The sequence below is a fragment of the Streptosporangium vulgare genome (assembly GCF_042428775.1).
GTDB classification, from domain to species: domain Bacteria; phylum Actinomycetota; class Actinomycetes; order Streptosporangiales; family Streptosporangiaceae; genus Streptosporangium; species Streptosporangium vulgare.
In genome coordinates this window covers 838,747-862,511 of record NZ_JBHMBS010000001.1, presented here as the reverse complement: position 1 = coordinate 862,511, position 23,765 = coordinate 838,747, and the positions used below count along the sequence as shown (strand labels likewise).

At 72.4% G+C, this 23,765-nt stretch carries 21 protein-coding genes; 8 read left to right on the top strand and 13 right to left on the bottom strand.

What is annotated here, in order from left to right; all coding sequences use genetic code 11:
* Nucleotides 1-251: 251 nt before the first annotated feature.
* Nucleotides 252-752, bottom strand: coding sequence for an ATP-binding protein (locus ACFFRH_RS03600; RefSeq protein ID WP_344746503.1), 501 nt, complete (start codon nucleotides 750-752; stop codon nucleotides 252-254).
* Nucleotides 753-826: 74 nt separating this feature from the next.
* Nucleotides 827-1,603 (bottom strand): SigB/SigF/SigG family RNA polymerase sigma factor, encoded by a 777-nt coding sequence (locus ACFFRH_RS03595; protein ID WP_344746502.1) that lies wholly within the window; start codon nucleotides 1,601-1,603, stop codon nucleotides 827-829.
* A 195-nt stretch (nucleotides 1,604-1,798) separates the two neighbouring features.
* Here ACFFRH_RS03595 and ACFFRH_RS03590 point away from each other — a divergent pair, with 195 nt between their 5' ends.
* A complete protein-coding gene (locus tag ACFFRH_RS03590; protein WP_329093567.1) occupies nucleotides 1,799-2,170 on the top strand; it encodes an STAS domain-containing protein in 372 nt (123 codons plus the stop codon).
* A 100-nt stretch (nucleotides 2,171-2,270) separates the two neighbouring features.
* Here ACFFRH_RS03590 and ACFFRH_RS03585 read toward each other — a convergent pair whose 3' ends face one another.
* Entirely contained in the window at nucleotides 2,271-2,990 is a 720-nt protein-coding gene (locus ACFFRH_RS03585; RefSeq protein WP_344746501.1) for an ANTAR domain-containing protein, read from the bottom strand.
* A 125-nt stretch (nucleotides 2,991-3,115) separates the two neighbouring features.
* Here ACFFRH_RS03585 and ACFFRH_RS03580 point away from each other — a divergent pair, with 125 nt between their 5' ends.
* The 3 genes from ACFFRH_RS03580 (at nucleotide 3,116) to ACFFRH_RS03570 (ending at nucleotide 7,591) form a co-directional block, all read left to right on the top strand.
* Nucleotides 3,116-4,975, top strand: coding sequence for a SpoIIE family protein phosphatase (locus ACFFRH_RS03580; protein ID WP_386154049.1), 1,860 nt, complete (start codon nucleotides 3,116-3,118; stop codon nucleotides 4,973-4,975).
* A gap of 367 nt (nucleotides 4,976-5,342) precedes the next feature.
* Nucleotides 5,343-6,296, top strand: a complete 954-nt coding sequence (locus ACFFRH_RS03575) for an anti-sigma factor RsbA family regulatory protein (protein ID WP_344746499.1) — start codon at nucleotides 5,343-5,345, stop codon at nucleotides 6,294-6,296.
* A gap of 140 nt (nucleotides 6,297-6,436) precedes the next feature.
* Entirely contained in the window at nucleotides 6,437-7,591 is a 1,155-nt protein-coding gene (locus ACFFRH_RS03570; RefSeq protein WP_344746498.1) for a glycosyltransferase, read from the top strand.
* 208 nt (nucleotides 7,592-7,799) lie between these two features.
* Here the strand turns inward: ACFFRH_RS03570 and ACFFRH_RS03565 are convergent, their stop codons facing one another.
* A complete protein-coding gene (locus ACFFRH_RS03565) occupies nucleotides 7,800-8,750 on the bottom strand; it encodes a hypothetical protein (RefSeq protein ID WP_386154045.1) in 951 nt (316 codons plus the stop codon).
* A gap of 111 nt (nucleotides 8,751-8,861) precedes the next feature.
* Here ACFFRH_RS03565 and ACFFRH_RS03560 point away from each other — a divergent pair, with 111 nt between their 5' ends.
* Nucleotides 8,862-9,611, top strand: a complete 750-nt coding sequence (locus ACFFRH_RS03560; protein ID WP_386154043.1) for a glycoside hydrolase family 16 protein — start codon at nucleotides 8,862-8,864, stop codon at nucleotides 9,609-9,611.
* Between the two features lie 30 nt (nucleotides 9,612-9,641).
* Here the strand turns inward: ACFFRH_RS03560 and ACFFRH_RS03555 are convergent, their stop codons facing one another.
* Nucleotides 9,642-10,730: a PucR family transcriptional regulator gene (locus tag ACFFRH_RS03555; protein ID WP_344746492.1), complete on the bottom strand. Its 1,089-nt coding sequence runs from the start codon at nucleotides 10,728-10,730 to the stop codon at nucleotides 9,642-9,644.
* A 76-nt stretch (nucleotides 10,731-10,806) separates the two neighbouring features.
* On the opposite strand from ACFFRH_RS03555, the gene ACFFRH_RS03550 reads away from it, so the two are divergent.
* Both ACFFRH_RS03550 and pruA read left to right on the top strand, forming a co-directional pair.
* Nucleotides 10,807-11,733, top strand: coding sequence for a proline dehydrogenase family protein (locus ACFFRH_RS03550; protein WP_344746491.1), 927 nt, complete (start codon nucleotides 10,807-10,809; stop codon nucleotides 11,731-11,733).
* Entirely contained in the window at nucleotides 11,733-13,358 is a 1,626-nt protein-coding gene (pruA, locus tag ACFFRH_RS03545; RefSeq protein ID WP_386154040.1) for an L-glutamate gamma-semialdehyde dehydrogenase, read from the top strand. The genes ACFFRH_RS03550 and pruA overlap by 1 nt, the downstream gene beginning before the upstream one ends.
* Before the next feature lie 139 nt (nucleotides 13,359-13,497).
* On the opposite strand, the gene aceE is transcribed toward pruA, so the two are convergent.
* Nucleotides 13,498-15,957: a pyruvate dehydrogenase (acetyl-transferring), homodimeric type gene (aceE, locus tag ACFFRH_RS03540; protein ID WP_344746490.1), complete on the bottom strand. Its 2,460-nt coding sequence runs from the start codon at nucleotides 15,955-15,957 to the stop codon at nucleotides 13,498-13,500.
* 60 nt (nucleotides 15,958-16,017) lie between these two features.
* On the opposite strand from aceE, the gene ACFFRH_RS03535 reads away from it, so the two are divergent.
* Nucleotides 16,018-16,629 carry a GntR family transcriptional regulator gene (locus ACFFRH_RS03535; RefSeq protein ID WP_386154036.1) on the top strand — a complete coding sequence of 204 codons (612 nt, stop codon included), beginning with the start codon at nucleotides 16,018-16,020 and terminating at the stop codon, nucleotides 16,627-16,629.
* Between the two features lie 363 nt (nucleotides 16,630-16,992).
* On the opposite strand, the gene ACFFRH_RS03530 is transcribed toward ACFFRH_RS03535, so the two are convergent.
* The 7 genes from ACFFRH_RS03530 to ACFFRH_RS03500 all read right to left on the bottom strand — a co-directional run bounded on the left by ACFFRH_RS03530 (nucleotide 16,993) and on the right by ACFFRH_RS03500 (nucleotide 23,744).
* The gene (locus ACFFRH_RS03530) at nucleotides 16,993-17,169 is read right to left on the bottom strand and encodes a hypothetical protein (protein ID WP_344746489.1); all 177 of its coding nucleotides are present in this window, start codon (nucleotides 17,167-17,169) and stop codon (nucleotides 16,993-16,995) included.
* Nucleotides 17,170-17,344: 175 nt separating this feature from the next.
* Complete coding sequence (locus ACFFRH_RS03525) at nucleotides 17,345-17,524, bottom strand: hypothetical protein (protein WP_344746488.1); 180 nt, start codon at nucleotides 17,522-17,524, stop codon at nucleotides 17,345-17,347.
* A 30-nt stretch (nucleotides 17,525-17,554) separates the two neighbouring features.
* On the bottom strand, nucleotides 17,555-17,722 hold the full coding sequence (locus tag ACFFRH_RS03520; RefSeq protein WP_344746487.1) for a hypothetical protein: 168 nt from the start codon (nucleotides 17,720-17,722) through the stop codon (nucleotides 17,555-17,557).
* 31 nt (nucleotides 17,723-17,753) lie between these two features.
* Complete coding sequence (locus ACFFRH_RS03515; protein WP_344746485.1) at nucleotides 17,754-17,927, bottom strand: hypothetical protein; 174 nt, start codon at nucleotides 17,925-17,927, stop codon at nucleotides 17,754-17,756.
* Between the two features lie 90 nt (nucleotides 17,928-18,017).
* Nucleotides 18,018-18,200 carry a hypothetical protein gene (locus ACFFRH_RS03510; RefSeq protein ID WP_344746484.1) on the bottom strand — a complete coding sequence of 61 codons (183 nt, stop codon included), beginning with the start codon at nucleotides 18,198-18,200 and terminating at the stop codon, nucleotides 18,018-18,020.
* A 64-nt stretch (nucleotides 18,201-18,264) separates the two neighbouring features.
* A complete protein-coding gene (locus ACFFRH_RS03505; protein WP_344746483.1) occupies nucleotides 18,265-20,430 on the bottom strand; it encodes a peptidase domain-containing ABC transporter in 2,166 nt (721 codons plus the stop codon).
* Nucleotides 20,430-23,744: a type 2 lanthipeptide synthetase LanM family protein gene (locus ACFFRH_RS03500; RefSeq protein WP_344746482.1), complete on the bottom strand. Its 3,315-nt coding sequence runs from the start codon at nucleotides 23,742-23,744 to the stop codon at nucleotides 20,430-20,432. Before ACFFRH_RS03500 ends, ACFFRH_RS03505 begins: the two co-directional genes overlap by 1 nt.
* Between the last annotated feature and the right edge of the window lie 21 nt (nucleotides 23,745-23,765).

Here is a 23,765-nt window from a genome sequence, read left to right as displayed (position 1 = left end):
GACGGAGCGATCGAAGGGCACGCGGAGCCTCGACGGTGCCGTTGTGCCGTCCGGCGGCTCCGGCGGGGAGCTCCCCGGACATGAGAAAACCGGCGTCGAAGGCGGTGGTGCGCGCCTCGCGCCGGCGAAGGTGAAAGAAGGGGGAAAGGCCGGTGGGCGGCGCCACGTGGCCACGTGGCGCCGCCCACGATCCCTGTACGGGGCCTCCGGGCGTGTGCCGGAGGGAAGCCGGGTTCAGACCTTGAACGGGTTCAGACCTTGAACGACATGGTGATGAACGTTCCCGAGGCCCCGGTCTCGAACTTGATGTCGGAGCTGACCATCCGGGCCACCCACAGGCCCATGCCGCTGGTCGCGTGCGGTCCGGGGGGTGTCTCCCCCGGGTTGGGGCCCGGGTCCCACCGGCCCTCGTCGTGGATCTCCACGACGAGGGTCCGGCCGACCGTCCACATCCGCAGCACGGCCTTGGCGGTGGTGTGACCGTGGGTGACCGCGTTGGTGGCCACCTCGTTCAGCGCCACCAGGAAGTCGGCGAGGCCCTCCTGGGACATACCGCTCCGCACCGCCTGGGCGGAGGCGAAGTCGCGCACGTCGGGGAGGTCGGGGAGGCAGAAGGCGAGTTCGGCGACAGCGGCTCCGGCCGGGATCATCGGGGAACGGCCGCCACTCGCCGTGAAGCGGGCGGGACGAACACCGTCCTCGTTCACCCGAGATCCGCCTCCCCTGTCCCAGTCCGCCGTTGTCCTCAGCATCCGGGATCCATTCAAACGCACCTTACGCCACGTCCGTTGTCGCCGACTTGGGTGCCCTGTAACGAGCGGTGTATTCAGCATTCGGCGACAAGTTCCTCACGGAGCTGGTCAAGCACCTTCCGCAGGATACGGGAGACGTGCATCTGGGAGATCCCGAATTCGGCCGCTATCTCGGCCTGGGTCATGTTGCCGAAGAAACGCAGCAGGAGGATGTTCTTCTCCCGGTCCGGCAGCTTGTCGATCAGCGGCTTGACCGCCTCGCGGTCCACGAGCGTGCCCAGCGCGTCGTCCTCGTCGGGGATCACGTCGCCCAGCGCGGCCGCGTCGTCGTCGGCGCCGAGCGGGGCGTCCAGCGAGAGCGCGCTGTAGGCGGCGGAGGCGTCGAGGGTGAGCAGGACGTCCTCTTCCGAGATCTTCATCTTCACGGCCAGCTCGGCGACCGTGGGGGCGCGGCCGAGGTCCTGGCTGAGGTCGGAGACCAGGCGGTTCAGCTCGGCCCTGCGCTCCTGGTAGACGCGGGGGACGCGGATGGCCCAGGTGCGGTCGCGGAAGTGGCGCTTGACCTCGCCGGTCATGGTGACCACGGCGTAGCCGCGGAAGGGGTGCCCGAGGGTCGGGTCGAAGCCGTTGATGGCCTTCATCAGCCCCACGTACGCGGCCTGCAGGAGGTCCTCCAGCGGCTCGCCGCGGTAGCGGTAGCGGCGGGCGATCTCCATGGCGAGGTGGCGGTGCATCTCGACGATGCGCTCACGCAGACGCTCGGCGCGGTATTCGGAGATCTCAGGCAGGGACATCTCGGCGAGGAGGTCCTCAGCGGTCATGTCGGTGAGTTCGAGTGCCTGAACAGACATTGCTGCTCCCTGGTATTACTGTCGGGCGAGCCGACCACGGAAGCAACATCCGGGCAGACGGCATCGCCTCGACCAAGTTTTCGAGGCGAGGCCCTCTGCTGGACCTCTGGTTCCATTATTGCCCCGAATCCTGGAGTATTACTCGCCCCCAGGTAACAGTAAGGTTGCTAATCGAATGGCACGAGGAGGCCCTGAGTGACGGTGTCGGAGAACGGCGAGAGATCGGCAGCCCTGACTCTCACGTCGGCGCTCGTCAGTGGGATCAACGTGATCCGGGTGACGGGTCTGCTGGACGCGACGACAAGAGATCAGTTCGCCGACTACCTGGCGGCGGAGACCGGCGAGCACGGTCTCGACATGGCGCTGGACCTGAGCGGGGTGACCTTCATGGACTCACGCGCGCTCGGGCTCATCGTCCACCACTGGCAGGTCAGCACCACCGCGGGCGCCAAGTTCGCCCTCATCGGAGTGGAGTACGCCAAGACCAAGGTGATGTGGATCACCGGTCTGGCCCAGCGCCTGCCCCTGTACGACACGATCGACGACGCGATCGCCGCCTTCGGCTAGCGTCCGACAGCGGCAGATCGCCCCGGCCGGCCGGGAACCGTCCGAGGACCACCCGGCCGGCCGGGGCGATCATCAGGGGCGTGGGCCGCCGGCGGGGGGCTCAGCCCTCCTGCTTCGCCTCGCGGTTGCGCTGGTGCTCCTCGACCAGCAGTTTGGCCAGGTCCGCGACCTTCACCTGGTGGTGCTGCGAGATGCGGCGCAGCTCGTCGAAGGCGGCCTCGGCCGAGCAGCCGCTGGACTTCATGATGATGCCCTTGGCCTGGTCGATGATCGCCCGGCCGGCGAGGGCCTCCTGCATCTGGGCCGCGTCGGTGCGGACCTCGTCGTAGTCCCACATGTTGGCGAGGGCCACCCCCACCTGCTCGGCGAGCATCTCCGCCAGCGGCGGGACGTTCCTGGCCGCGAAGACGCCCGGACGCACCCCGTACATGCCGAGGACCAGGACGGCGCGCTCGACGACGATGGGCATCGCCAGGACCGAGCGGACCCCGCAGCGGACGGCCATGGCGGTGTACGACGGCCAGCGGGGCTCGCGCAGGACGTCCTGGACGATCACGTGGCGCCCGGTGGAGCGGGCCTCGGACGAGGGGCCCTCGCCGAGTTCCTCCTCGCTGTCGAGGAGCACGATGAGCTCGCTGTGGGAAGCTGAGACGACCATCCGTTCCTGGCGCCAGAGCTCGGCGGAGCCGCCCGCGCAACCGGGCACACCACCCGCGAGGGTGGCGGTGAGGCCGCGCAGCACGCTCTCGCTCGACGTTTCCTCGCTGACCCGGCCGAGGACCGCGAGGTCCCGGGCGAGGACGGGGGTGACCATGTCCATCTCGCGACTCCCCTTACCTGTGTCGCTAACTTAACCACTATCCGACCGCGCATCGATTCGGCCTGCCGGGTGGCGTACCGTCTACGACGGGACCAGCCCATTCCGGCCCCTGACGAGGACGAGCATTGACCGACGCCATTGGCCTTCAGACCCTGGAACAGGCGCTGAACGCGCTTACCGCCAGGATCTCCTCCCTGCGCGAGGCGAAGTCCGCCTACCCAGCCGACCCCCGGTCCACACTCGACGCGGCGCTCGCGGAGCTCGACACCGCCCGCGAGCTGCTGGACGCCTCGGTGCGCGAGCTGCGCAAGGCGCCCAAGCGGTCGGGCGAGCGGGAGAGCGGGTCGCAGCGGGAGCTCAAGCTGCTGCGGCAGGTGTTCCGCACCTTCCCCATCCCGGTGGTGGTGCTGGACGCCTCGGGGGTGGTGCGGCGGATCAGCGCCGAGACCTCCCGGATGCTCGGCAGTCCCGCGGGATACCTGATCGGCCGCTCGTTCCCGCTGTTCGTCGACGTCTCCCGGCGGGCGGCGTTCCGCTCGCACCTGACGGCGGTCCAGCAGGGCGGCCAGACCGCGACCCTCCAGACGCGGCTGGCCCACCAGGGCCGCGCGCACACGGTGCAGCTGGCCGTCACCCGGCTCACGATGCCGGGCGAGCCGCAGGAGATGGTCGCGGTCATGATCCTGCCGCTGGAGGCGCAGGTGGCGGGGCCGCCCCACGGCCCGGCCGACCGCTCGGACGCCACCCTGGTCATGGCCGCGGCACGCCGCCAGGAGCTGCTGTCCAGGATGACCCGCCTGCTGCTCGACGAGGAGAGCCTGCGCCAGCCGGTGACCGTCACCAGGGCCTCCCGGCTGCTGGCCGCCGAGTGGGCCGACTGGGTGATCGCCGACGTGGTCCGCGACGGCATGCCCAGGCGGGCCTGCGTTCTCGGCCCGAGCGACAAGCCGGTGACCCAGCTGGTCCGCCTCGCCGAGGGGATGAACCCGCTGACCGCGCCGGCCCTCGCGCACGTGCTGACCGGCGGTTCGGGCGTGGTGCACGAAATGCTGGAGGACGACGGGCTGCTCGGCGACGTCCCCGCCGGCCCGCCGCTGCTGCGGGTGATGGGGGCCGCCTCGGTGCTGATCGTGCCGATCGGCGGCGAGAACGGCGTGCTGGGCTCGCTGACCCTGGTGCGGCTGCGCGACCGTGAGCCGTTCTCGCTGGCCGATCTCGGGCTGATGGAGGAGATCGGCGTCCATCTGGGGCTCGCGCTGCGCGCGCGGCGCAGCTTCCAGACCCGCTCGCGGGCGGCCGACGCGCTGCGTACCAGCGTGGTGCCCCGGAGCCTGCCGGACATCCCGGGATTCGAGGCCGCGGCGATCTACAACGCGGGCTCCAGCCCGGTCGGCGCCGAGTTCTACGACGTCTTCCGCGCCGGTGAGGGGTGGGGGTTCGCCCTCGGGGGCGCCGCGGGCAAGGGCGAGGAGGCCGCGTCGGTCAGCGCCATGGTACGCAACGGCCTGCGCGTGCTCAGCGTCTGGGAGACCGACCCCGGCGAGGTGATGCGCAAGCTGAACCAGGCCCTGACCGCCCAGCACAACGGCATGTTCGTGATGGCGGTGACCGGGTTCATCAAGGCGCGCAAGATCAGGCTGGCCAGCGCGGGGCACCACCCCGCCGCGCTGCTGCGGCCCGACGGCGGGGTGCGGTTCACCGCGGGCGGCGGCGTCCCGCTGGGCATCGCGCCCGAGGCGGAGATGTTCACCGAGGAGCTCACGCTGACCTCCGGCCAGACCCTGGTCTTCTACTCCGACGGCCTGGTGGCCTCGCAGAACGAGCTGGGCGAGTCCTACGGCGAGACCAGGCTGGCGGACGTGCTGGCGCGCTGCGTGGCGCAGTCCCCCGCCGAGATCGTCAAGACCGTGGAGGAGGACCGGCACGCCTTCTCCGGCGGGAGAGTTTGGGATGAGATCGTGATACTCGCCCTCCGTGTCGTATAACTTGGCTAACTCGGGGTGACCCACCGGTCTCACCGAGCGACGAGGGGCTGCACCCGGCGGCACCCGTGTTCGACGGAGCGGGGCGGAGAATGAGATCGTTTCGGGGTCGGCCCCCTTCGGGCCGGATCGAGCCGGCCGAGCCTCCCCGCCCCTCCTTCGCAGGTCCGGCCGGGTCCGGCGGATGCCAGGCGGCACGGACGGCCAGGCCCGGCGAGAGCCCGGCGGCGCGGATGGCCTGGTCCGGCGGGGGCCAGGCGGCACGGACGGTCAGGCCCGGCGGGGGGCCGGTGGCGCGGACGACCGCCTCGCGTGCCCGCGGCCCGATCGGGACGACCGGCCGGCGCCCACGCGGGGGTGTCGTCCTCATATGACCTCCATTCATCAGGCCGCGGTGTACGGCTCCGACAGGCGCTTCCTGGCGATGGCGCTGCCGTTCGTCCTGGACGGGCTGGCCAAGGGCGATCCGGTGATGGTCGCGACCACCTCGGCCAACCTGGAGCTTCTCGGAAGCGCCCTGGGCAGGGACGGCCGCCTGGTCGACTACGCGGAGACCGCCTTCCTCGGCCGCCGTACGGTGGAACGCGCCACCGCCTTCCACCGCTACTGGCAGCGGCGCGGGCCCGAGGCCCCGCGCGGCGGGCACGTGCGGATCCTCGCCGAGCCGGTGTGGGCCGGACGCGCGCCCGCCGACGTGCGGGCCTGGCAGCGCATGGAGTCGGGCCTGAACCTGCTGCTGCGCCCCACCAACGTGTGGATGATCTGCCCGTACGACGAGAGGACGGCGGACCCGGGCGTGGTGGCGACCGCGCGGCGCACCCACCCGACCCTCTCCGAGGACGGCGTCTCGATGACGCCCTGTCCCGAGTACACCGACCCGGCGGGCTTCATCGGCGAGTGCGACTCCTTCCCGCCCCTCGAACCGCCGGACGACTCGGCCGCCGCGCGCGTGGAGACGCTCCACGCGCTGCGGGTGTTCGTCACCGGCCACGCGTCCTTCATGGGACTGAGCCACGACCGCGCGAAACTGCTCTCGGTCGCCGCCTACGAGGTGGCCACCCTGCTGGGGCCGCCCGTGACGGTACGGATGTGGGAGCGGCTGGGCGCGATCACCTGTCACGTCGACCGCCGGGGCGGGCGGGTCGCCGATCCGGTCGCCGGGTTCCTCCCGCCGGGTTCCGTGGCCTGTCCCGGCGACGGCCTGTGGATCGCCCGGCAGCTGTGCGACCGCCTCGACATCCACAACGACCAGGGCGGATGCGTGATCCAGTTGCACGTCCCGAGTGCCAGGGCCGAGGAGTCATGGCAGAGCAGGTCTTATTGAGAAGCCCCGCTCCACACCAAGGGTTTGGCTTTGGCGGAGATCGGGGTATGGTTGACCTCATACAGACGTGTGCCTAAGACGCAGGCACCCCTGAAGGAATCACAGGCTTCTCATGCCTAATCTCCTCCCAGAGGTGTGCCGTGAACATTGCATTCGTCTCCTCCGAGGCTCTCTCCTCCACCCAGGACGAGTCCGACCTCGCCGCCCAGCGCGCTCACCTGATGGCAGTGGCCCGTGAGCTCGGCCGCGAGCACAAGGTCACCATTTACACCCGGAGGAACTCCGACTCCGAGAAGGCCAAGGTCCGCGTGTCGCAGGGCGTCACGCTGGAGAACCTGACCGCGGGGCCCGCGCAGAACCTCCCCGAGGACAGTGTCCTGCCCTACCTGTCCGACCTCGGCGACCAGCTGATGCACCGCTGGGGACAGGATCGCCCGGACGTCATCCACGCGCACTCCTGGACCGGCGGGCTGGCCGCCATCGCCGGAGCGAACGGCCTCAACGTGCCGTTCACCCAGACCTTCAGCAACGAGAACTCCCGCGACGCCAAGAAGGTCAGGCTGCAGCGGGCCATCGGGCGCCGGGCCAGCGCGGTGATCGCCGGGTGCGGCGACGAGGAGAGCTCGCTGATCCGGCTGGGCGTTCCGCGGCGCAACATCTCGGTCATCCCGTGCGGCGTCGACGTCGAGCGGTTCCGCCGCCAGGGTCCGGCCGCCGCCCGCGGCACCCGGCCCCGCCTGCTGCACGTCGGCCCGCTCACGGCCGACAAGGGCGTGCACACCGCGATCCGCGCGCTGGAGGGCATCCCCGAGGCCGAGCTGGTCATCGCCGGCGGTCCCGCGTCCGTGGACCTGGAGCACGACGCCGACGCGCACCGCATGATGCTGCTGGCCAAGGAGATCGGTGTCGACGACCGGATCACCGTTCTCGGCCACGTCCCGCACGCCTCGGTCGCCAAGCTGATGCGCAGCGCCGACGTGGTCGTCTCGCTGCCCAGGGAGGCCCCGGCGGGCGTCGTGGCGCTGGAGGCCATGGCCTGCGGCGTTCCCGTCATCGCCTCCGCGGTGGGAGCCCACCTCGACTCCGTGGTGGACGGGGTGACCGGCCTGCTGGTGCCCGCCGACCGCCCGGCGCAGACCTCCCGCCTCACCCGCGAGCTGCTCGCCGACCCGACCCGCCGCACCGCGCTCGGCTTCGCCGGTGCCGACCGCGCCCGGTCCCGCTACTCGTGGGAGCGGATCAGCCAGGAGCTCGTCCACGTCTACGAGAACGCGCTGTCGGGCTCCGCCCGCTGACCGCGCTCGCCGCCGCGGCCGGGCATCGCGGGCCGCGCGGGACACACTCCGAGACCGGGGGTCCGAAAGAGGACCTCCGGTCTTCTCGTGTGCGGGGTGCGTCTTCTCGTGTGCGGGGTGCGTCTTCTCGTGTGCGGGGTGCGTCTTCTCGTGTGCGGGGTGCGCGGCGACCGGCCGGGGGCGACGCCTGGGCCGGCTCCCGTGACGTCTAGGCGCGGGTCGCGCGGCGGTGCAGGACGACGCCGAGGCCGCTGGCGGCCAGCAGGACGACCCCGGCCAGGACCAGGATCACCGCGCCGCCCACGGCCCCGTCCGTCCAGTCCCAGACGGCCTCGGGGACGGCGAGCGTGAGCCCGGCCACGCCGCTGACGATCAGCACCCAGGTGCGCCACCGGCCGTACAGCGCCAGGAACGCCATCGCGATCAGCGCGGTGAGCCAGTATCCCCAGGCGTTTCCGTCCCACAGGACGGGCCACTGACCGCCGAAGATCGCGATGGCGGCGCCCATGCCGATCCCCAGGTCGCGCGGGACGAGCGGCCCGGCCAGGGCGGCCACCAGGATGAGGACTCCCAGCGCGACGTAGGCCAGACCCCAGGCCGGGCCCTCGTCCGCGGCGGCGTCCATCAGGCCGGTCAGCGCGAGCAGGGCGAAGCCGCCGCAGGCCAGCAGGCCGATCGCGGTGCGTAGCGGCGCGTAGGCCGCCGCCGCGACCACCAGCCCGGCCACGCCGGCGACGAGCACCTCCTGGCGGTCGGCCGCCACCCCGGCGCACAGGGCCGCCGTGCCCGAACCCAGCGCGGCGAGCGTCGCGGCGACCCTGCCCTGCACGGCGGCCGTCCTGCCGGTCGCCGACCGGGCCGCCACGCCGAGCCCCGCGGCCACCCCGAGCAGCAGGAGCGTGACCACGGCGAGGACCGTGATCCGCGCCGGCTGGGTCATCCGGTCCCAGCCCAGGGCGACGAAGGCCGCGGCGCCGGCCAGCACGAGCCCCCCGCCGACGTACGCGAGGATCTCGCTCCACCTGACCCGGTCCGCGGCTCCCGGCTCGCGCAGCGCCTCGCCGACGGCGAGGGCGACCGGCTCCACCTGCTCGGCGCGCAGCTCACCGGACTCGACCAGCCGGGCCAGTGCCCGCCGTACGGCGTCGACGTCGTCCATGTGCGGAATCGTGGCACAGCCGGGCCGGGACGGCACCCCCCGAATCCCTGGGACGTATGCGAAAACGGGATACCTCTGTTACTGGAGTGCGATCGTTGCTTTGATGTCCCCATGTCGATTCGTGGCACGTTCCTGGGCGTCCTGGCCGCCTCCCTCGCGTTCTCCTCGCTGACCGCGCCGGGCGCGTCCGCGGGAACGAGCCCGTCCGCCGCGCCCGGCTGGGGCGCCCCGGTCCTGGTGGAGGACTTCGACGGCACCCGCGTCGACGGCCGCACGTGGGTCGTCTACCACTCCCCCGGCGCCGAGACCAACCCGCGCACCGGGCGGGCCACGAGCGTGGGCGGGGGTGTGCTGCGGCTCAAGGGCGGTTTCTACGGCGGCAGGGACCTGTCGGGGGGCGTCGCGACCCGGAGCGCGCAGCGGTACGGGCGCTGGGAGGTGCGGCTGCGGGCCGAGCGCGGCGCGGGCTACACCCCCGTCGCCCTGCTCTGGCCGTCCGACCAGGGGGGCGGCGAGTACGCCGAGGTCGACTTCGCCGAGATCATCGACCCGGGCCGCAGCTCGGGCGGGATCTTCGTGCACCGCGGCGACCGGCCCCAGGCCCAGCGGCGGATGCGGGCCGACTTCACCCGGTGGCACACGGTCGCGGTCGACTGGCTGCCCGGACGGCTCACGTTCTGGCTGGACGGCAGGAAGGTGTGGGACTACCGGGGACCCAACGTGCCCAGGAGCCGCTCCATGCACCTGACGCTCCAGAACGACGTGACGTGCAACGAGTGGTCGCCGTGCCGCAACCGCTCCACTCCCCCGACGGTGAGCATGTACGTGGACTGGGTGAAGGTCTACCGGGCTCCCGTGTGACCGCGACCCGTCCGACCGGAACCCAGGCGGTCAGAGCAGGTGGGCGGCCTTGAGCCCGAGGTGGACGAGCAGCCGGTCCTCGCCGTCTGCCAGGTTCCTGCCGGTGAGCCGCTCCGCCTTGGCCAGCCGGTAGTAGAGCGTCTGGCGGTGCACGCCGAGCGCGCCCGCGGTCTCCTGCACGTGACCGGCGCGGTCGAGGTAGCCCTCCACGGTCCTGGCCAGTTCCGGGTCCTCGGCCAGCCCGGCGACCTCCTCCGCCAGCTCCCGCAGCCCCGCCGGGGACATCCGGGCGAGCAGCCGGTAGACGCCCAGTCCCGGCCAGGTGGCGACGGGGGCGAGCGCGGGCACCCGGCCGGCGACGCCGAGCGCGTGCACGGCCTCCCGCCAGCTCCGCCAGGCCTGCGCGGGCTCGTCCCTGGGGGCGCCGACGCCCACCACCGTCGCGTACATGCCCTGGATCCGGTCGGCCAGTTCCTCCGCCTGGCCCGCCGGGACCAGGAGGGCGACCAGCGGCTCGCCCCGCACCGGGAACGCGGGGTCGGCGAGCACGGCGCGCGGGAGCGTCCAGAGGGCGGCGACCCGGTCCGGGGAGGTGCGGGCGGCGATCGCCGTCACCGGGCCGCGCACGTCGTCCAGCCGCGACAGTGCCCGGGAGCGCTCCTCGGCGTCGGGGGAGAACAGCTCCCGCAGGTTCGCGCCCAGGTCCTGGCGGCTGCGGGCCTCCTGGGCGAGGGCGGTGGCGGCCCGGGAGACCAGGTCGCCGACCGAGGCGAGGGCGTCGTCGCCGAGCGTGCCGTCGTCGAGGAGCCACAGGTAGCCGTAGGTCACCTCGTGGTGCCGCAGCGGCACGCACACCCGCGCGAGCACGCCCAGGTCGGCGTCGGCGGGGATGCGGACCGGCCCACGGGCCCCGGCGATGCCGTACCCCTCGAAGTAGGCCCGCACCTGGTCCGTCGCGCGGCGCCGCAGGATGGACTCCTGGCGCACCACGTCGATGTCGCCGCTCTGCGCGGCGTAGGCCAGGAGCTGGAAGGCCCGGTCCTCCAGGGTGGCCGAGGCGCCCAGCCTGGCGGCGATCTCGTCCACCGTCTCCTGTAACACCTCACCATTGTCGTACATATGTATGAACGTCCCGCCCGCCGATCGTGGCAGATGCACATGATGGCCGCTGGATCGGAGGTTTTAGGCTGGAGACATGCTCGGTTCTCTCCTTCTCGGCGCATCCCGGTTGCCGCTGGTGCGGCGCGCGGTCTCCGGCGTGCCGCTGACGCGCAAGGTCGTCGATCGCTTCGTCGCGGGCGAGACGCCCGGGGAGGCGGTCGAGGCGATCCGCGGGCTCGCCGCCGCCGGTCTCGCCGTCACCGTCGACCACCTGGGCGAGGAGACGCGAGACTCCGCCGCCGCCACCCAGACGGCCGGGGCGTACGTCACGCTGCTCGGCGCGCTGGACGGGCTGGGGCTCGGGGACCGGGCCGAGGTGTCGGTGAAGCTCTCCGCGGTCGGCCAGGCGCTCGGCGCCGACGGCGACAAGATCGCTCTGGAGAACGCGCTGCAGATCTGCGAGGCGGCCGCCGCCTCCGGGGCGAGCGTGACCCTCGACATGGAGGACCACACCACGGTCGACTCGACGCTCGCGATCCTGCGGGCGCTGCGGGCGGACTTCCCCTCCACCGGGGTCGCCGTGCAGTCCTACCTCTTCCGCAGCGAGGCCGACTGCCGCGACCTGGCGTACGAGGGGTCGCGGGTGCGCCTGGTCAAGGGCGCCTACGCCGAGCCCGCCTCGGTGGCGCACCAGAACAAGAACGAGGTCGACAAGGCCTACGTGCGCTGCCTGCGCATCCTCATGTCGGGCGCGGGCTACCCGATGGTGGCCACGCACGACGACCGGCTGATCGCGATCACCGAGACGCTCGCCGACCGGTTCGCCAGGTCCCGGGGCGAGTACGAGTACCAGATGCTCTACGGGATCAGGGCCGACAAGCAGCAGGCCCTGGCGGGGGCGGGTCACACCGTGCGCGTCTACATCCCGTACGGGGACGACTGGTACGGCTACTTCATGCGCCGGCTGGCCGAGCGCCCGGCGAACATCGCCTTCTTTCTTCGTGCCCTTGGAGGCAAGTGATGGATGCCATCTCCACCGTTCCCGCCCCGTCCAACGAGCCGGTGCTCGGCTACGCGCCCGGCAGCGCCGAGCGCGCGGCGCTGGAGAACCGCGTCAAGGAGCTGGCCGGGGCCCAGCTCGACCTGACGATGACGATCGGCGGCGAGCAGAGGATGGGCGGCGGCGCCCCGATCGACGTGGTCCAGCCGCACAACCACGCCTCGGTGCTGGGCCGCATGGCGGACGCGGACGCCGGCGACGTGCGCTCGGCGATCGACGCGGCGCTGGAGGCGGCGCCCGCGTGGCGCGCGACGCCGTTCGACGAGCGGGCCGCGATCTTCCTGCGGGCCGCCGACCTGCTCGCCGGCCCCTACCGGCAGACGCTGAACGGCGCGACGATCCTGGGCCAGTCCAAGTCCGCGCAGCAGGCGGAGATCGACGCCGCCTGCGAGCTGATCGACTTCCTGCGCTTCAACGTGGACTTCGCGCGCCGGCTGCTCGGTGACCAGCCGGTCTCCTCCCCCGGCGTGTGGAACCGGATGGAGTACCGGCCGCTGGAGGGCTTCGTCCTGGCGATCACGCCGTTCAACTTCACCGCCATCGCCGCGAACCTGCCGTCGGCGCCGGCCCTGATGGGCAACGTCGTCGTCTGGAAGCCCTCCCCCACCCAGCAGTTCTCCGCGCACTTCACCATGCGCCTGCTGGAGGAGGCGGGGCTGCCGCCGGGCGTCATCAACATGGTGACCGGCAACGGCGCGGCCGTCTCCGAGGTCGCGACGACCCACCCGGAGCTGGCGGCCATCCACTTCACCGGCTCCACGCCGACCTTCCAGCACCTGTGGTCCACGGTCGGCGCCAACATCGCCTCGTACCGGTCCTACCCGCGTCTGGTCGGCGAGACCGGCGGCAAGGACTTCGTGCTCGCCCACCCCTCGGCCGACCCGGCCGTGCTCACCACCGCGCTGGTCCGCGGCGCGTTCGAGTACCAGGGGCAGAAGTGCTCGGCCGCCTCCCGCGCGTACGTGCCGCGCTCGGTCTGGTCGGTGATCCGCGACGAGCTCGTGGGCACCGCGGAGTCGCTCACCGTCGGGGACGTGGCCGCTGACCTGTCGACCTTCATGGGCGCGGTCATCGACGAGCGGGCGTTCGCCAAGCACAAGGCCGCGATCGACCGGGCCCGCTCGCTCGACTCGATCGACGTGCTGACCGGTTCGTACGACGACTCGACCGGTTACTTCGTGCGGCCGACCATCCTGGAGTCGGCCGACCCCACCGACGAGATCTTCGTCAAGGAGTACTTCGGGCCGATCCTCGGCGTGCACGTCTACGACGACGCCGACTTCGACACGGTCCTGGACCAGATGGAGGGCGTCTCGCCGTACGCGCTGACCGGCTCGTTCATCGCCAGGGACCGTTACGCGATCACCTCGGCGTCGGAGCGGCTGCGCTTCGCGGCGGGCAACTTCTACGTCAACGACAAGCCGACCGGCGCGGTCGTCGGCCAGCAGCCCTTCGGCGGCGGCCGCTCCTCGGGGACCAACGACAAGGCCGGGTCGATCCTCAACCTGACCCGCTGGGTGAGCGCCAGGACCATCAAGGAGACCTTCGTGCCTCCGGCCGACCACCGCTACCCGCACATGGGCTGACGATCTCAAGCCGTCCGGGTGTCCTCCGCGCGGGCGGACGACACCCGGACGGCTTGACCGCGGCGGCGGTGAGGCCGGGCCGGTCATCTCCGGCCGGTCATCTCCGGCCGGTCATCTCCGGCCGGTCATCTCCGGCCGGTCATCTGCGGCCGGTCTCCTCGACGGACTTGAGCACGGCGTCGGCGATCGAACGCGGGTCGACGCCGAAGTGCTCGCGTACGGACTCCCGGGTGCCGGAGAGGCCGAACCCGTCGGTGCCGAGGGAGGTCCACGGCCGGTCGATCCACGGGCTGATCTGATCCGGCACGGCGCGCATCCAGTCGCTGACCGCGATCACCGGGCCCTCGGTCCCGGCCAGGGCCTGCCGGAGGTAGGGCACTTCGGCGGAGGTCATCGCGTCGCGGCGCAGTTCGCTCCACGAGGTGACCGACCAGACGTCGACTCCCACGCCGTGCTCCTCCTGGAGCAGCCGCTGCGCGGCCAGTGCCCAGTGGATCGCGGTGCCGCTGGCGAGCAGATGGGCCTGGCCGCCGCCGGAGGAGTAGCGGTAGATGCCCTTGAGGATGCCCTCGCGCACGCCCTCGGGCATCGCGGGCTGGGGAAGCGGCTCGTTGTAGAGGGTGAGGTAGTAGAAGACGTCCTCGCCGTCGGGCCCGTACATGCGCCGGAGCCCTTCGCGCACGATCTCCGCGACCTCGTAGCCGAAGGCGGGGTCGTAGGCCAGGCACGCGGGGTTGGTGGAGGCGAGCAGCTGGGAGTGCCCGTCGGCGTGCTGCAACCCCTCGCCGGTCATCGTGGTCCGTCCTGCGGTGGCGCCGATCAGGAATCCGCGGCCGAGCTGGTCGGCCAGCGCCCACATCTGGTCGCCGGTCCGCTGCCAGCCGAACATCGAGTAGAAGATGTAGAACGGGATCATGGCCTCGCCGTGGGTGGCGTAGCTGGAGGCGGCGGCCGTGAACGACGCCATCGATCCCGCCTCGGTGATGCCCTCGATCAGGAGCTGGCCGTCGACCGCCTCCTGGTAGGACAGCAGCAGGTCCCGGTCGACCGACTCGTAACGCTGGCCCAGCGGAGAGTAGATCTTGGCGGTGGGGAACAGCGACTCCATGCCGAAGGTCCTGGCCTCGTCGGGCACGATGGGCACCCAGCGGCGCCCGGTCTCCGGCTCCTTCATGAGGTCCTTGACCAGGCGGACGAAAGCCATCGTGGTGGCCACCGGCTGCTTGGACCCCTTCTCCAGGGACTGGAACGGCCGCTCGGCCGGGGCCGGCAGCGGCTGGTGGGAGACGGTCCGGCTGGGGATGGGCCCGCCCAGGGCACGGCGGCGCTCGGCCACGTAGCGGGCCTCGGGCGAGTCGGGCCCGGGGTGCAGGTACGGCGGCAGGTCCGCGTCGAGTGCCTCGTCCGGCACCGGCAGCCCGAGCCGGTCGCGCAGCGCCCGGAACTCGTCCTGGGTGAGTTTCTTCATCTGGTGGTTGGCGTTGCGCGCCTCCACGCCGGCCCCCAGCGTCCACCCCTTGACGGTCTGCACGAGGATCACCGTCGGCGCGTCGCGGTGGTCGAGGGCCCGGCGGTAGGCGGCGTGCACCTTGCGCGGCTCGTGGCCGGCCCGTGAGCCGCCGACGACGCGCCGCAGGTCCTCGTCGGAGTACGGCACGTCCAGCCCGTGGAACAGATGTTGCCTGATGTAGGCCCCGGTCGAGGTGGCGAAGGTCTGGAACTGCCCGTCCGGCATCTCGCCCAGCCGCGACACCAGTTCGTCCGAACCGAGCAGCCCGTCCCATTCGGCGCCCCACAGCGCCTTGACGACGTGCCAGCCCGCGCCCCTGAAGACGCCTTCGAGCTCCTGCACGATGCGGGTGTTGCCGCGTACCGGCCCGTCGAGCCGCTGCAGGTTGCAGTTGATCACGAAGGTCAGGTTGTCCAGCCCTTCTCGGGCGGCCAGGGTGATGGCCGCCGTGGACTCCGGCTCGTCCATCTCGCCGTCGCCGAGGAAGGCCCACACGTGGCTGGGTGAGGTGTCCTTGATGCCGCGGTTGTGCAGGTAGCGGTTGAACCTGGCCTGGTAGATCGCGTTGAGCGGCCCGAGGCCCATGGACACCGTGGGGAACTGCCAGAACCCGCGCATGCTCCGCGGGTGCGGGTACGACGGCAGCCCGCCTTCGGGCTCGCGCCGGAACAGGTCGAGCTGGCCCTCGGTCAGCCGTCCCTCCAGGAACGCGCGGGCGTAGACGCCGGGGGACGCGTGGCCCTGGAAGTAGACCTGGTCATGACCGCCGTGGAAGAAATGGTTGAACCCGACCTCGTACAGCCAGGCGGCCGAGGCATAGGTGGCCAGATGGCCGCCGAGCCCGAGCCGGCTGCCCCTGGTGATCATCGCCGCCGCGTTCCACCGGTCGTAGGCCGCGATCCGCTCCTCCAGCTCGAGGTCACCGGGGTAGCCGGGCTCCTCCGACGTCGGCACGGTGTTGATGTACCGGCTGCTCGTGGCCAGCCGCTTCAGCAGGTATTCGGCCCGTTCAGGGCCTGCCGCCCGGCGGACCGCCTCCAGCGACTCCAGCCATTCCGCGGTCTCCTGCGGGTCAATGTCCTTCTCCATGCCACCATTAAACACCCTATGATCGATCATCGGGTGTTTCCGTCTGCCATCATGGGATTCGTGAAACCTGTCGTGCGACTCCCGCTTCGTGATCAGATCCGGCAGACCGTGCTCGACGGCCTGATCAGCGGCCGGTGGGGGCCCGGTGACCGCGTGGTGGAACGACGCATGGCGGCGGAGCTGGGCGTCAGCCAGGCCCCGGTGCGCGAGGCGCTGCGCGAGCTGGAGGCGCTCCGGCTCGTCGAGTCGTCGCCGCACAAGGGCGCGCGGATCCGCCGGCTCACCGCGGCCGACCTGCGCGAGATCTACGAGGTGCGGGCGGGCCTGGAGGAGACGGCCGTGCGGCTGCGTCACCCGCCCGTCGAGGCGCTGCGGGTCCATCTCGCCGGCCTGCGGCAGGCCGCGGCCACCGCCTCCGTGGCCGACCAGGTACGCCACGGGGTCGCGTTCCACCGCGAGATCGTCGAGGCCTCGGGCAACGACGTGCTCCTGGCGGTGTGGGAGTCACTCGGCATCGAGGTGTGGACGCACCTGTCGATACGGCTGTTCCGGATGCGGCCTTGCGAGAACGCCGCCGACCACGAGCCGCTCGTGGCGGCGTTCGAACGCGGGGACCCGGACGTGGGGGTCCTGCTTCGCGACCACATCCTCGGCTACGCCCCGCTTGACTGATCACATCCCGTCTCCGCTCCCCGATCTCGACGCCGCCGTCCGGTACACGTGTCGACGGCACGCTTGACCGGGCACCACGGTGACGCGGCGGCGTGACGGGCGGCTGGAAACGGAAGGCCGTGAGAAACGAGTGACGCCTGGGTTTCGCGCGAAACCCAGGCGTCACTCGTTTTCGGTTTTTCGGTTTTTCCGGTGTTGCCGGTGTTCTCGGCTACGGCCGGGGGTCACCCTCGCCCGCGAGGTGCCGCCGCTCGCGTCCGGCCGGTCCCGGCCCCGCCCGGCCCGTCGGGTCCGGTCCGTACGCCGGGCCGCAGGCGCCGGGGCCGGGACCAGGGCCGGGCGATACCCGCCCGCCGGGCGGGACTACACCGGGCAGGAGAGCGTGCTGGTGGCGCAGCAGCCGATGCTGATGAAGTGCTCCGTCCGCGGCTCGCGGCCACCGACCAGCTCGTCCAGGCTGATCTCCCCGGCGGGGTGGGCCAGGTCGGCGGTGCGGGCCTGCGGGTTCTTCCACTGACGGATCAGCTCGTTGTCGGACATCACATGTCTCCTTGGTCGAGATTGGTCGAGATTGGTCGAGATTCGTGGTGCGTGGGAGGCGGGGCCGGTCCGGCACGGGGACCGGACCGGCCGCCCTCGACGACCCTTGGTGGCCGTGTCCGGTGATCCGTCGCGGACCACGGGACACGGCCCCGGCCCGGACGCGCCGGGCTTCCTAGCAGAGGTCCACGGTGCAGCACTTGTTCGAGATCACCGGAGGCCAGGTCTCCTGCCGCATGCCGCCGACGACGCTCGCGAGGTGCTCGTCGAGGTCGATCTCGCCGGCGGGGTGCACGATCCCCTCGGCCCGTATCCGGGGGTTCTTCCACTGACGGATCAGCTCGTTGCCGGACATCTCACGCTCCTTGGCGCACGCGGCCGAGGGTCAGCAGTAGGGCCCGGTGGGGCAGCAGCCCCAGGAGGTGAGCCCCTCGGTGGCGGGCTCGCGGCCACCGACCAGCTCGTCCAGGCTGATCTCCCCGGCGGGGTGGGCCAGGCCGGCGGTGCGGACCTGCGGGTTCTTCCACTGACGGATCAGCTCGTTGTCGGACATCACATGACTCCTTGGTGTGGTCAGCCGGGGATCAGCAGAAGATGCCGGTGGGGCAGCAGCCCACGGAGAAGATGAACTCGGTCACCGGGGGACGGCCGCCGACCACGCGGGCGTCGTCCAGGGTGATGTCCCCGGCCGGGTGGGCCAGGCCGGCGGTACGGGCCTGCGGGTTCTTCCACTGACGGATCAGCTCGTTGTCAGACATTTCACAACTCCTTGGTGAGATTCGGTACTTCGGGAGGCTCCGGCCGGATCGGCGCGGAGGTGGGCCGGTGGCCCGTCGTGGTGGAGCGGATCAGGCTCCGCCGCACCACATGCCGGTGGGGCAGCAGCCGTAGGAGATGGCGTACTCGGTCCGCGGCTCGCGGCCGCCGACCACGCGGGCGTCGTCCAGGGTGATGTCCCCGGCCGGGTGGGCCAGGTCGGCCACGCGGGCCTGCGGGTTCTTCCACTGGCGGATCAGCTCGTTGTCGGACATGACGTGCTCTCCTTCTGGATCGGGGTTTCGTGGGTCGGAATCGGTCCTTGGGTCCCGGCGCGCCTCACGCGTTCAGTGCCCCGGCGCGCTGCCGGGGCGCCGCGTCGTGCGCGAACAGCTCTCGGTAGGTCCCCTCTCGTGCGACGAGGTCCTCGTGCGTGCCCCGCTCGACGATGCGGCCGCGGTCGAGCACGAGGATGCGGTGGGCGTCGCGGATCGCGCTCAGCCGGTGTGAGATGACGATCCGCGTGACCTCGAGCCCGGACAGCGCCGCGTCGACGCGGCGTTCGGTCTCGGGGTCGAGGTGGCTGGTGGCCTCGTCCAGGATGAGCAGGCGGGGCCGGTGGACGAGGGCGCGGGCCAGGGCGACCCGCTGGCGCTGCCCGGCCGAGAGCGCGGCGCCGGCCTCGCCGACGAGGGTGCCGTAGCCCATGGGCATGGCCTTCACGTCGTCGTGCAGTCCTGCGATGCGGGCGGCGCGCACCACCTCCTCCTCGGTGGCGTCCTCGCGGCCGAGGGTGAGGTTGTCCATGATCGTGCCGTTGAACAGGTTGAGGTCCTGCAGGACGGCCCCGCAGCGGGAGCGCAGGTCGTGGACGTCGAGGTCGTCCAGTTCGTGTCCGTCGTGGCGCACCGTGCCGGCGGTGGGGCGCAGCAGGCCGAGGACCAGCAGGGCGATGGTGCTCTTGCCGGAGCCGGTGCGGCCGACGATGCCGAGCTTGGTGCCGGGCGGGACGGTGAAGGTGAGGTCCTCGAGCACCGGCGGGGCGTCGGCCTGGTAGTGGAAGACCAGTTCCTCGACCTCGATGCCGCTGGCGGTGTGCGCGGGCAGGCGCACGGGGCCGGTGGGTTCCTCGTCCGCGTCGACGATGTCGTAGACCCGCTCGATCTGGCTCCGCAGCATCGGGTAGCTCTGGCCCGCGCTCGCCAGTCCCTGGAGGGGGGCGAGCACGGCGAGGGCGACGGTGCTGGCGGCGAGCGCGGTGCCGATCGTCATGCCGCCGTTCAGGACGAGAGCGAGCCCGGTCAGCAGCAGGAGCAGCGGGGCGGCGACGGTGAGGGCCTGGTGGAAGGACTCCAGTCCGGCGGTGATCCGGCCGCGGACCACCAGGGCACCGCGGTAGGTGTCGAACAGTCGCGCCCAGTGCTGCTCGGCCCGTCCCTCGACGCCGTTGGCCTTGACCGGGACCACGGCCTCCAGGGTCTCGGTGAGGTAGCTCTGCTCCTCGGCCTTGGCCGACAGCTCCCGCTGGTAGACGGCCGCGACCCGGGAGGAGACCCGTACCACCAGCAGCACGTGGGCGGTGCCCAGGGCGAGGACGACGGGCACGTAGCCGGGGGCGAGAATGGCGAGGCCGATCAGGTAGCCCACCAGGAGCGCGGCGTCCAGCACGAGGATCAGCAGCCGCTGCGTGACGGTCTCGCGGGTGGTGGAGACGCTGCCGAGCCGGGCGAGCAGGTCTCCCCTGCGGCGCTGGATGAAGAACGACAGCGGCAGCCGCAGCATGTGGCGGATGAGCTGCCGTCCCAGCGTCGCCTCGGCGCGGACGCGCAGGGTGAGCACCGCCATCTCTCGCAGCAGGGTCGTCAGCCCGGCCAGGACGGTGGTGCCGAGTACCACCGCGGCGAAGAGCGGCAGGATGTCCGTCCGCCGGTCGGGGGCGAAGGTGTCGACGACCTGCTGGGTGGCGAGCGGCAGCACCAGGGCGAGCAGTTTCAGCACGGTCGCGCAGGCCAGCACGGCGGCGAGCAGGCTCCGGCTGCCGGGCATCGCCACGAAGTCGCGCAGGTAGCGGAGCATCAGCCACTCCCGCATGGGAGTGCGCCGCCGGACGAACCCGGGACCGGGCGACACGTGGATCAGCACGCCGCCGAAGCGCCGGTCGAAGTCCTTCAGGCTCTGCCACTGGCGGCCGCCGGCCGGGTCGGCCAGGCGGACGCGCCGCGCGTTGACCTTCTCCACGACGACGAAGTGGTGGTCGGCCAGGTAGGCGATGGCCGGCTGGTCGACGGGGCCGAGGCGCTCCGTCCGCTCGCTCCGCGCGTGCAGGCCCATGCGGGGGGCGGCGGCGATCAGGTGGGCGGCGGACACGCCGTCGCGTCCGATGCCGAGCGTCTCCCGGCATTCGGCGACCCGGGTGTCCCTGCCGTGGAAGCTGGCGATCATGGCCAGGCAGGCCGCGGCGCACTCGGTGGAGGTGAGCTGGTGTCGCAGCGGGACCCTGCCCATCAGCGCTCCCCCCCGGCGGGCGCGTCGAGCAGCAGCACGGACGGGACGTGTTCGGGTCTGGCGAGCCGGAGCAGGCCGTACCCGATTCCGGCCAGCCCGTTCATCAGGCCGGGGGTGGGGGCGGCGCCGGGCGCGCCGCAGCGGGGGCCGCGGCGGGCCAGGTCGTCGAGGAGGTGGGCGGTACGGGCCGTCAGCAGTGCCGCCGCCTCCGGCCGGTGGCGCATTTGGAGGAGCAGTTCGAGGTTGCCCAGCTCGCCGTGGCAGAGGCTGTGGTTGGCCATCGGCCCGCGCGCCGACTCGGCGGCGAGCGCGCGGTCGAGATCCCGGTCGAGATCCCGGTCGAGGTGCTCGGACGCCGGGCCGCCGACGCGCGACAGGCCGATGCCGGGTGCTCCGTGGCACCAGGCGTGGAGCATGTCGTCGCCGCCCTGTCCCTGCCGGTAGTCGGGCCAGCCCCGCAGGTCCGGCCGGTAGTGCTCGCTCTCGTAGGCGAAGGCGGCCAGGGCGGTGTCACGGGCGCGCGGGTCGCCGCCCGCCTCGGCGTAGCGGCGCAGCGCCCAGCCGATGCCGCCGGCGCCGTGGGAGAAGCCGGTCAGCGGCCGGTCGTCGCTCATGGGCGTGTGCCAGGCCACTCCGGCCCCGGTGGGGACCGCGGTGGCCAGCAGGCGCTCGGCGCACGCCTCCGCGGCACGCCAGGCCGCGGGCGACCCGGTGGCCTGGTGGATCGCGAGCATCGTGGCCAGGGTGCCGGCGCCGCCGACGATGACGTCCAGCGCCTCGTCCTGCCCGGCCGCCTTCGCGCACGACTCGACCAGGTCCTCGACCGGCCGCGCCAGCACCGGGTCGTCCAGCAGGACGGCCAGGTGGGTGAGGGCGTACGCGACTCCGCCGAGGCCGGTGAAGGCGCCCATGACGCCCTCCTCCGGCGGGTCGTCGGCCAGCCTCGCGAGCGGGACGACCGCGCGCCGCGCCAGGTCGGCGTACCGCTCCTCGCCGGTGACGGCGGCGCACCGCGCCAGGAACAGCGCCACGCCGGGGTAGCCGCCGTACAGGTCCCAGCTCAGCGGCTGCGACCTCCAGTACTTCTCCTCGATCAACTCCAGGCCGAGCCAGTTGACGCGCCCGCCGGGTCCGGAGGAACAGGTGAGACGGTCGATGAGGTCGGCGACGTCCCGGGCGGCGGCGATCAGCCGTTCCTCGTCCGGCGAGACGGTCACGGAGGCGGAGGTGGGGACTGGGGCTGTGGCTGGGGCGGTCAGCCGGGCCTCGTCCGGCGAGACGGTCACGGAGGCGGGGGCGGGGGCCGCGGCGGGGGGCGTCGTGCCGGCGGCGAGGGCGGCGAGCCCGGAGCGGTCCCGGGTGACCATGGACGCCCGGATGATCCATTCCTGGCGGGCGCGGTCGTCCCGGCCCATGCAGAGGACCTTGCGGACGGCGCGGCTCAGGCTGGGCTCGGGCAGGACGTCCGGGATCCGGACGCCGCCCGAGCTCCACAGGTCGCGGCTGCCGGGCCGGGTGGTGAAGATCGGGATGTCGCCCGCCCAGAGGTCCTCGGCCTCGTGGGCGATCAGCCGCTCACGGGTGCGATCGCCGTGGGTGATCGCCCACAGGTGGTCCAGCACGCGGTCGCGGTCGAGGCCGTGACGGAGCACGTCGGGGTGGGTGGACTCCATCATCAGCTTGCCGTACGTGCGGGTCGCCCGCGGGACGACGCGGACCTCGTCGCCGGAGAACGTGGTCAGCAGCCGGACCAGGGCGGGGGCGTCGGCCACGATGGCCTCGTAGCCGCGGCCGAACCCGGCCAGCAGGTCGTCGAGGTGGTCGGCGGGGTCGGCCTCGTCCTCGCCCAGGCGCGGGCGGTTGCGCACGCCGGGAAAGGGCAGGTTCTCGCGGACCAGCCGCATCTCGTCGGTGCCCTGTCCGGTCCAGGTCGGCGTCTTCATCGGCAGCACGGCGTCCTTGTCACCGCCCATGCCGGACAGGTCGATCACGCCGCTCTCGCCGACCATGAGCTCGGGCAGCAGGCCGCTGCGGCTCACCGACGACTCCAGGGCGAGCGCCGCCGGATCCTCCATGAGGCGTTCGATCCCCGCGCCGGGCACCAGCGGGTGCAGCAGGGCCTCCAGGTCGACCAGCACGGGCTGGTCGCCGCAGGCGATCAGGTTCTCGCAGTGGAAGTCGGCGCCGTCGAGGGCGTGCAGCAGCGCGAGCAGCGCGCCGAGCCGGTGGTAGTAGCGGGCGACCTCCTCCCGGTCCTGGCACGGCAGGTGGGGTGCGAACTCCACCCAGCCGTAAGAACCGCGGTCCAGCACGGCCAGGCGGATGAGGTCCAGGCCCGCGACGCGCTCGTCGAGCCAGGCCAGGGCGTCGTTGAAGTGCCGGTGAACGGCCTGCGGGCGCGGCTTGTAGACCACCCGCGCGCCGCTTTCGAAGGTCAGGACGCTCACCGCGCGGCCGCCCTGGTGGGTGTCGCCGCCGCCCTCGACCGCCGTGAGCGGCCCGGGGTCGGTGCCGCCCAGCAGCGTCCGCACGATGTCGGGGCGGTCCTCGATGTAGCGGGTGAGCGTCTCGATCTCGCAGGCCGCGAACCGGTCGGCCGTCCGGGCCAGCAGCCGGGCCAGCACCGGGTACTCCTCGCACAGCGCGGTGAGCGCCTCGGGGCGCCCGAACCGCCGGACGAAGTCCGCGAACCGCTCCTCGGGCGTCTCCCCCTCGAGCCGCCGCGAGACGCGCATGACGTTGAGCTCCAGCACCAGCGTCCGCGACGCCGGCGCCGCGAGCCGCTGCCGGAGCTCCGTGCCCCAGGCCGCGAGCAGGGCGTCCGCCTGAACGGTCGGGCCGCACGCGTCCAGCGCGTCGCCCAGGCGCCGCAGCGCGCCCTCGGCGAACGGCGCCACGATCGCCGCGAACCCCTCGCCTGCGGACATCCCGTCCGCGGGGACGACGGTCTCGGCGGACGCCCCGCGCGCCGCGTGCGCCGTGGCGATCGATTCCGCGGCCTGTACGGCCCAGTCCGGCCGGGCGGTACGGCCGGCCAGCGCGGTGGGCTCCTCGTCCAGCAGCGAGGCCAGCTCGTCGACGGTGAGCCCGGCCGCGGCCAGCCGCCGGTCGAACTGCCCGCTCTCCAGCAGCCCGTGAGCGTTCTGCCACTCCCGCAGCCGCCAGCGCGCGGTCTCGCCGGCCGACTCGGGCGACCGGCCCGCGGGGATGTCTCCGCCGGTCCGGTCCAGCCGCTCGGCCAGCGTCAGTCCGCCCGCCCACCACGCGGCGCCGAGTTCGGGCGCCGCCCCCGGGGTGTTTTCGTCTCCGCTCATGGTTGGCACTCTGCCGACGCG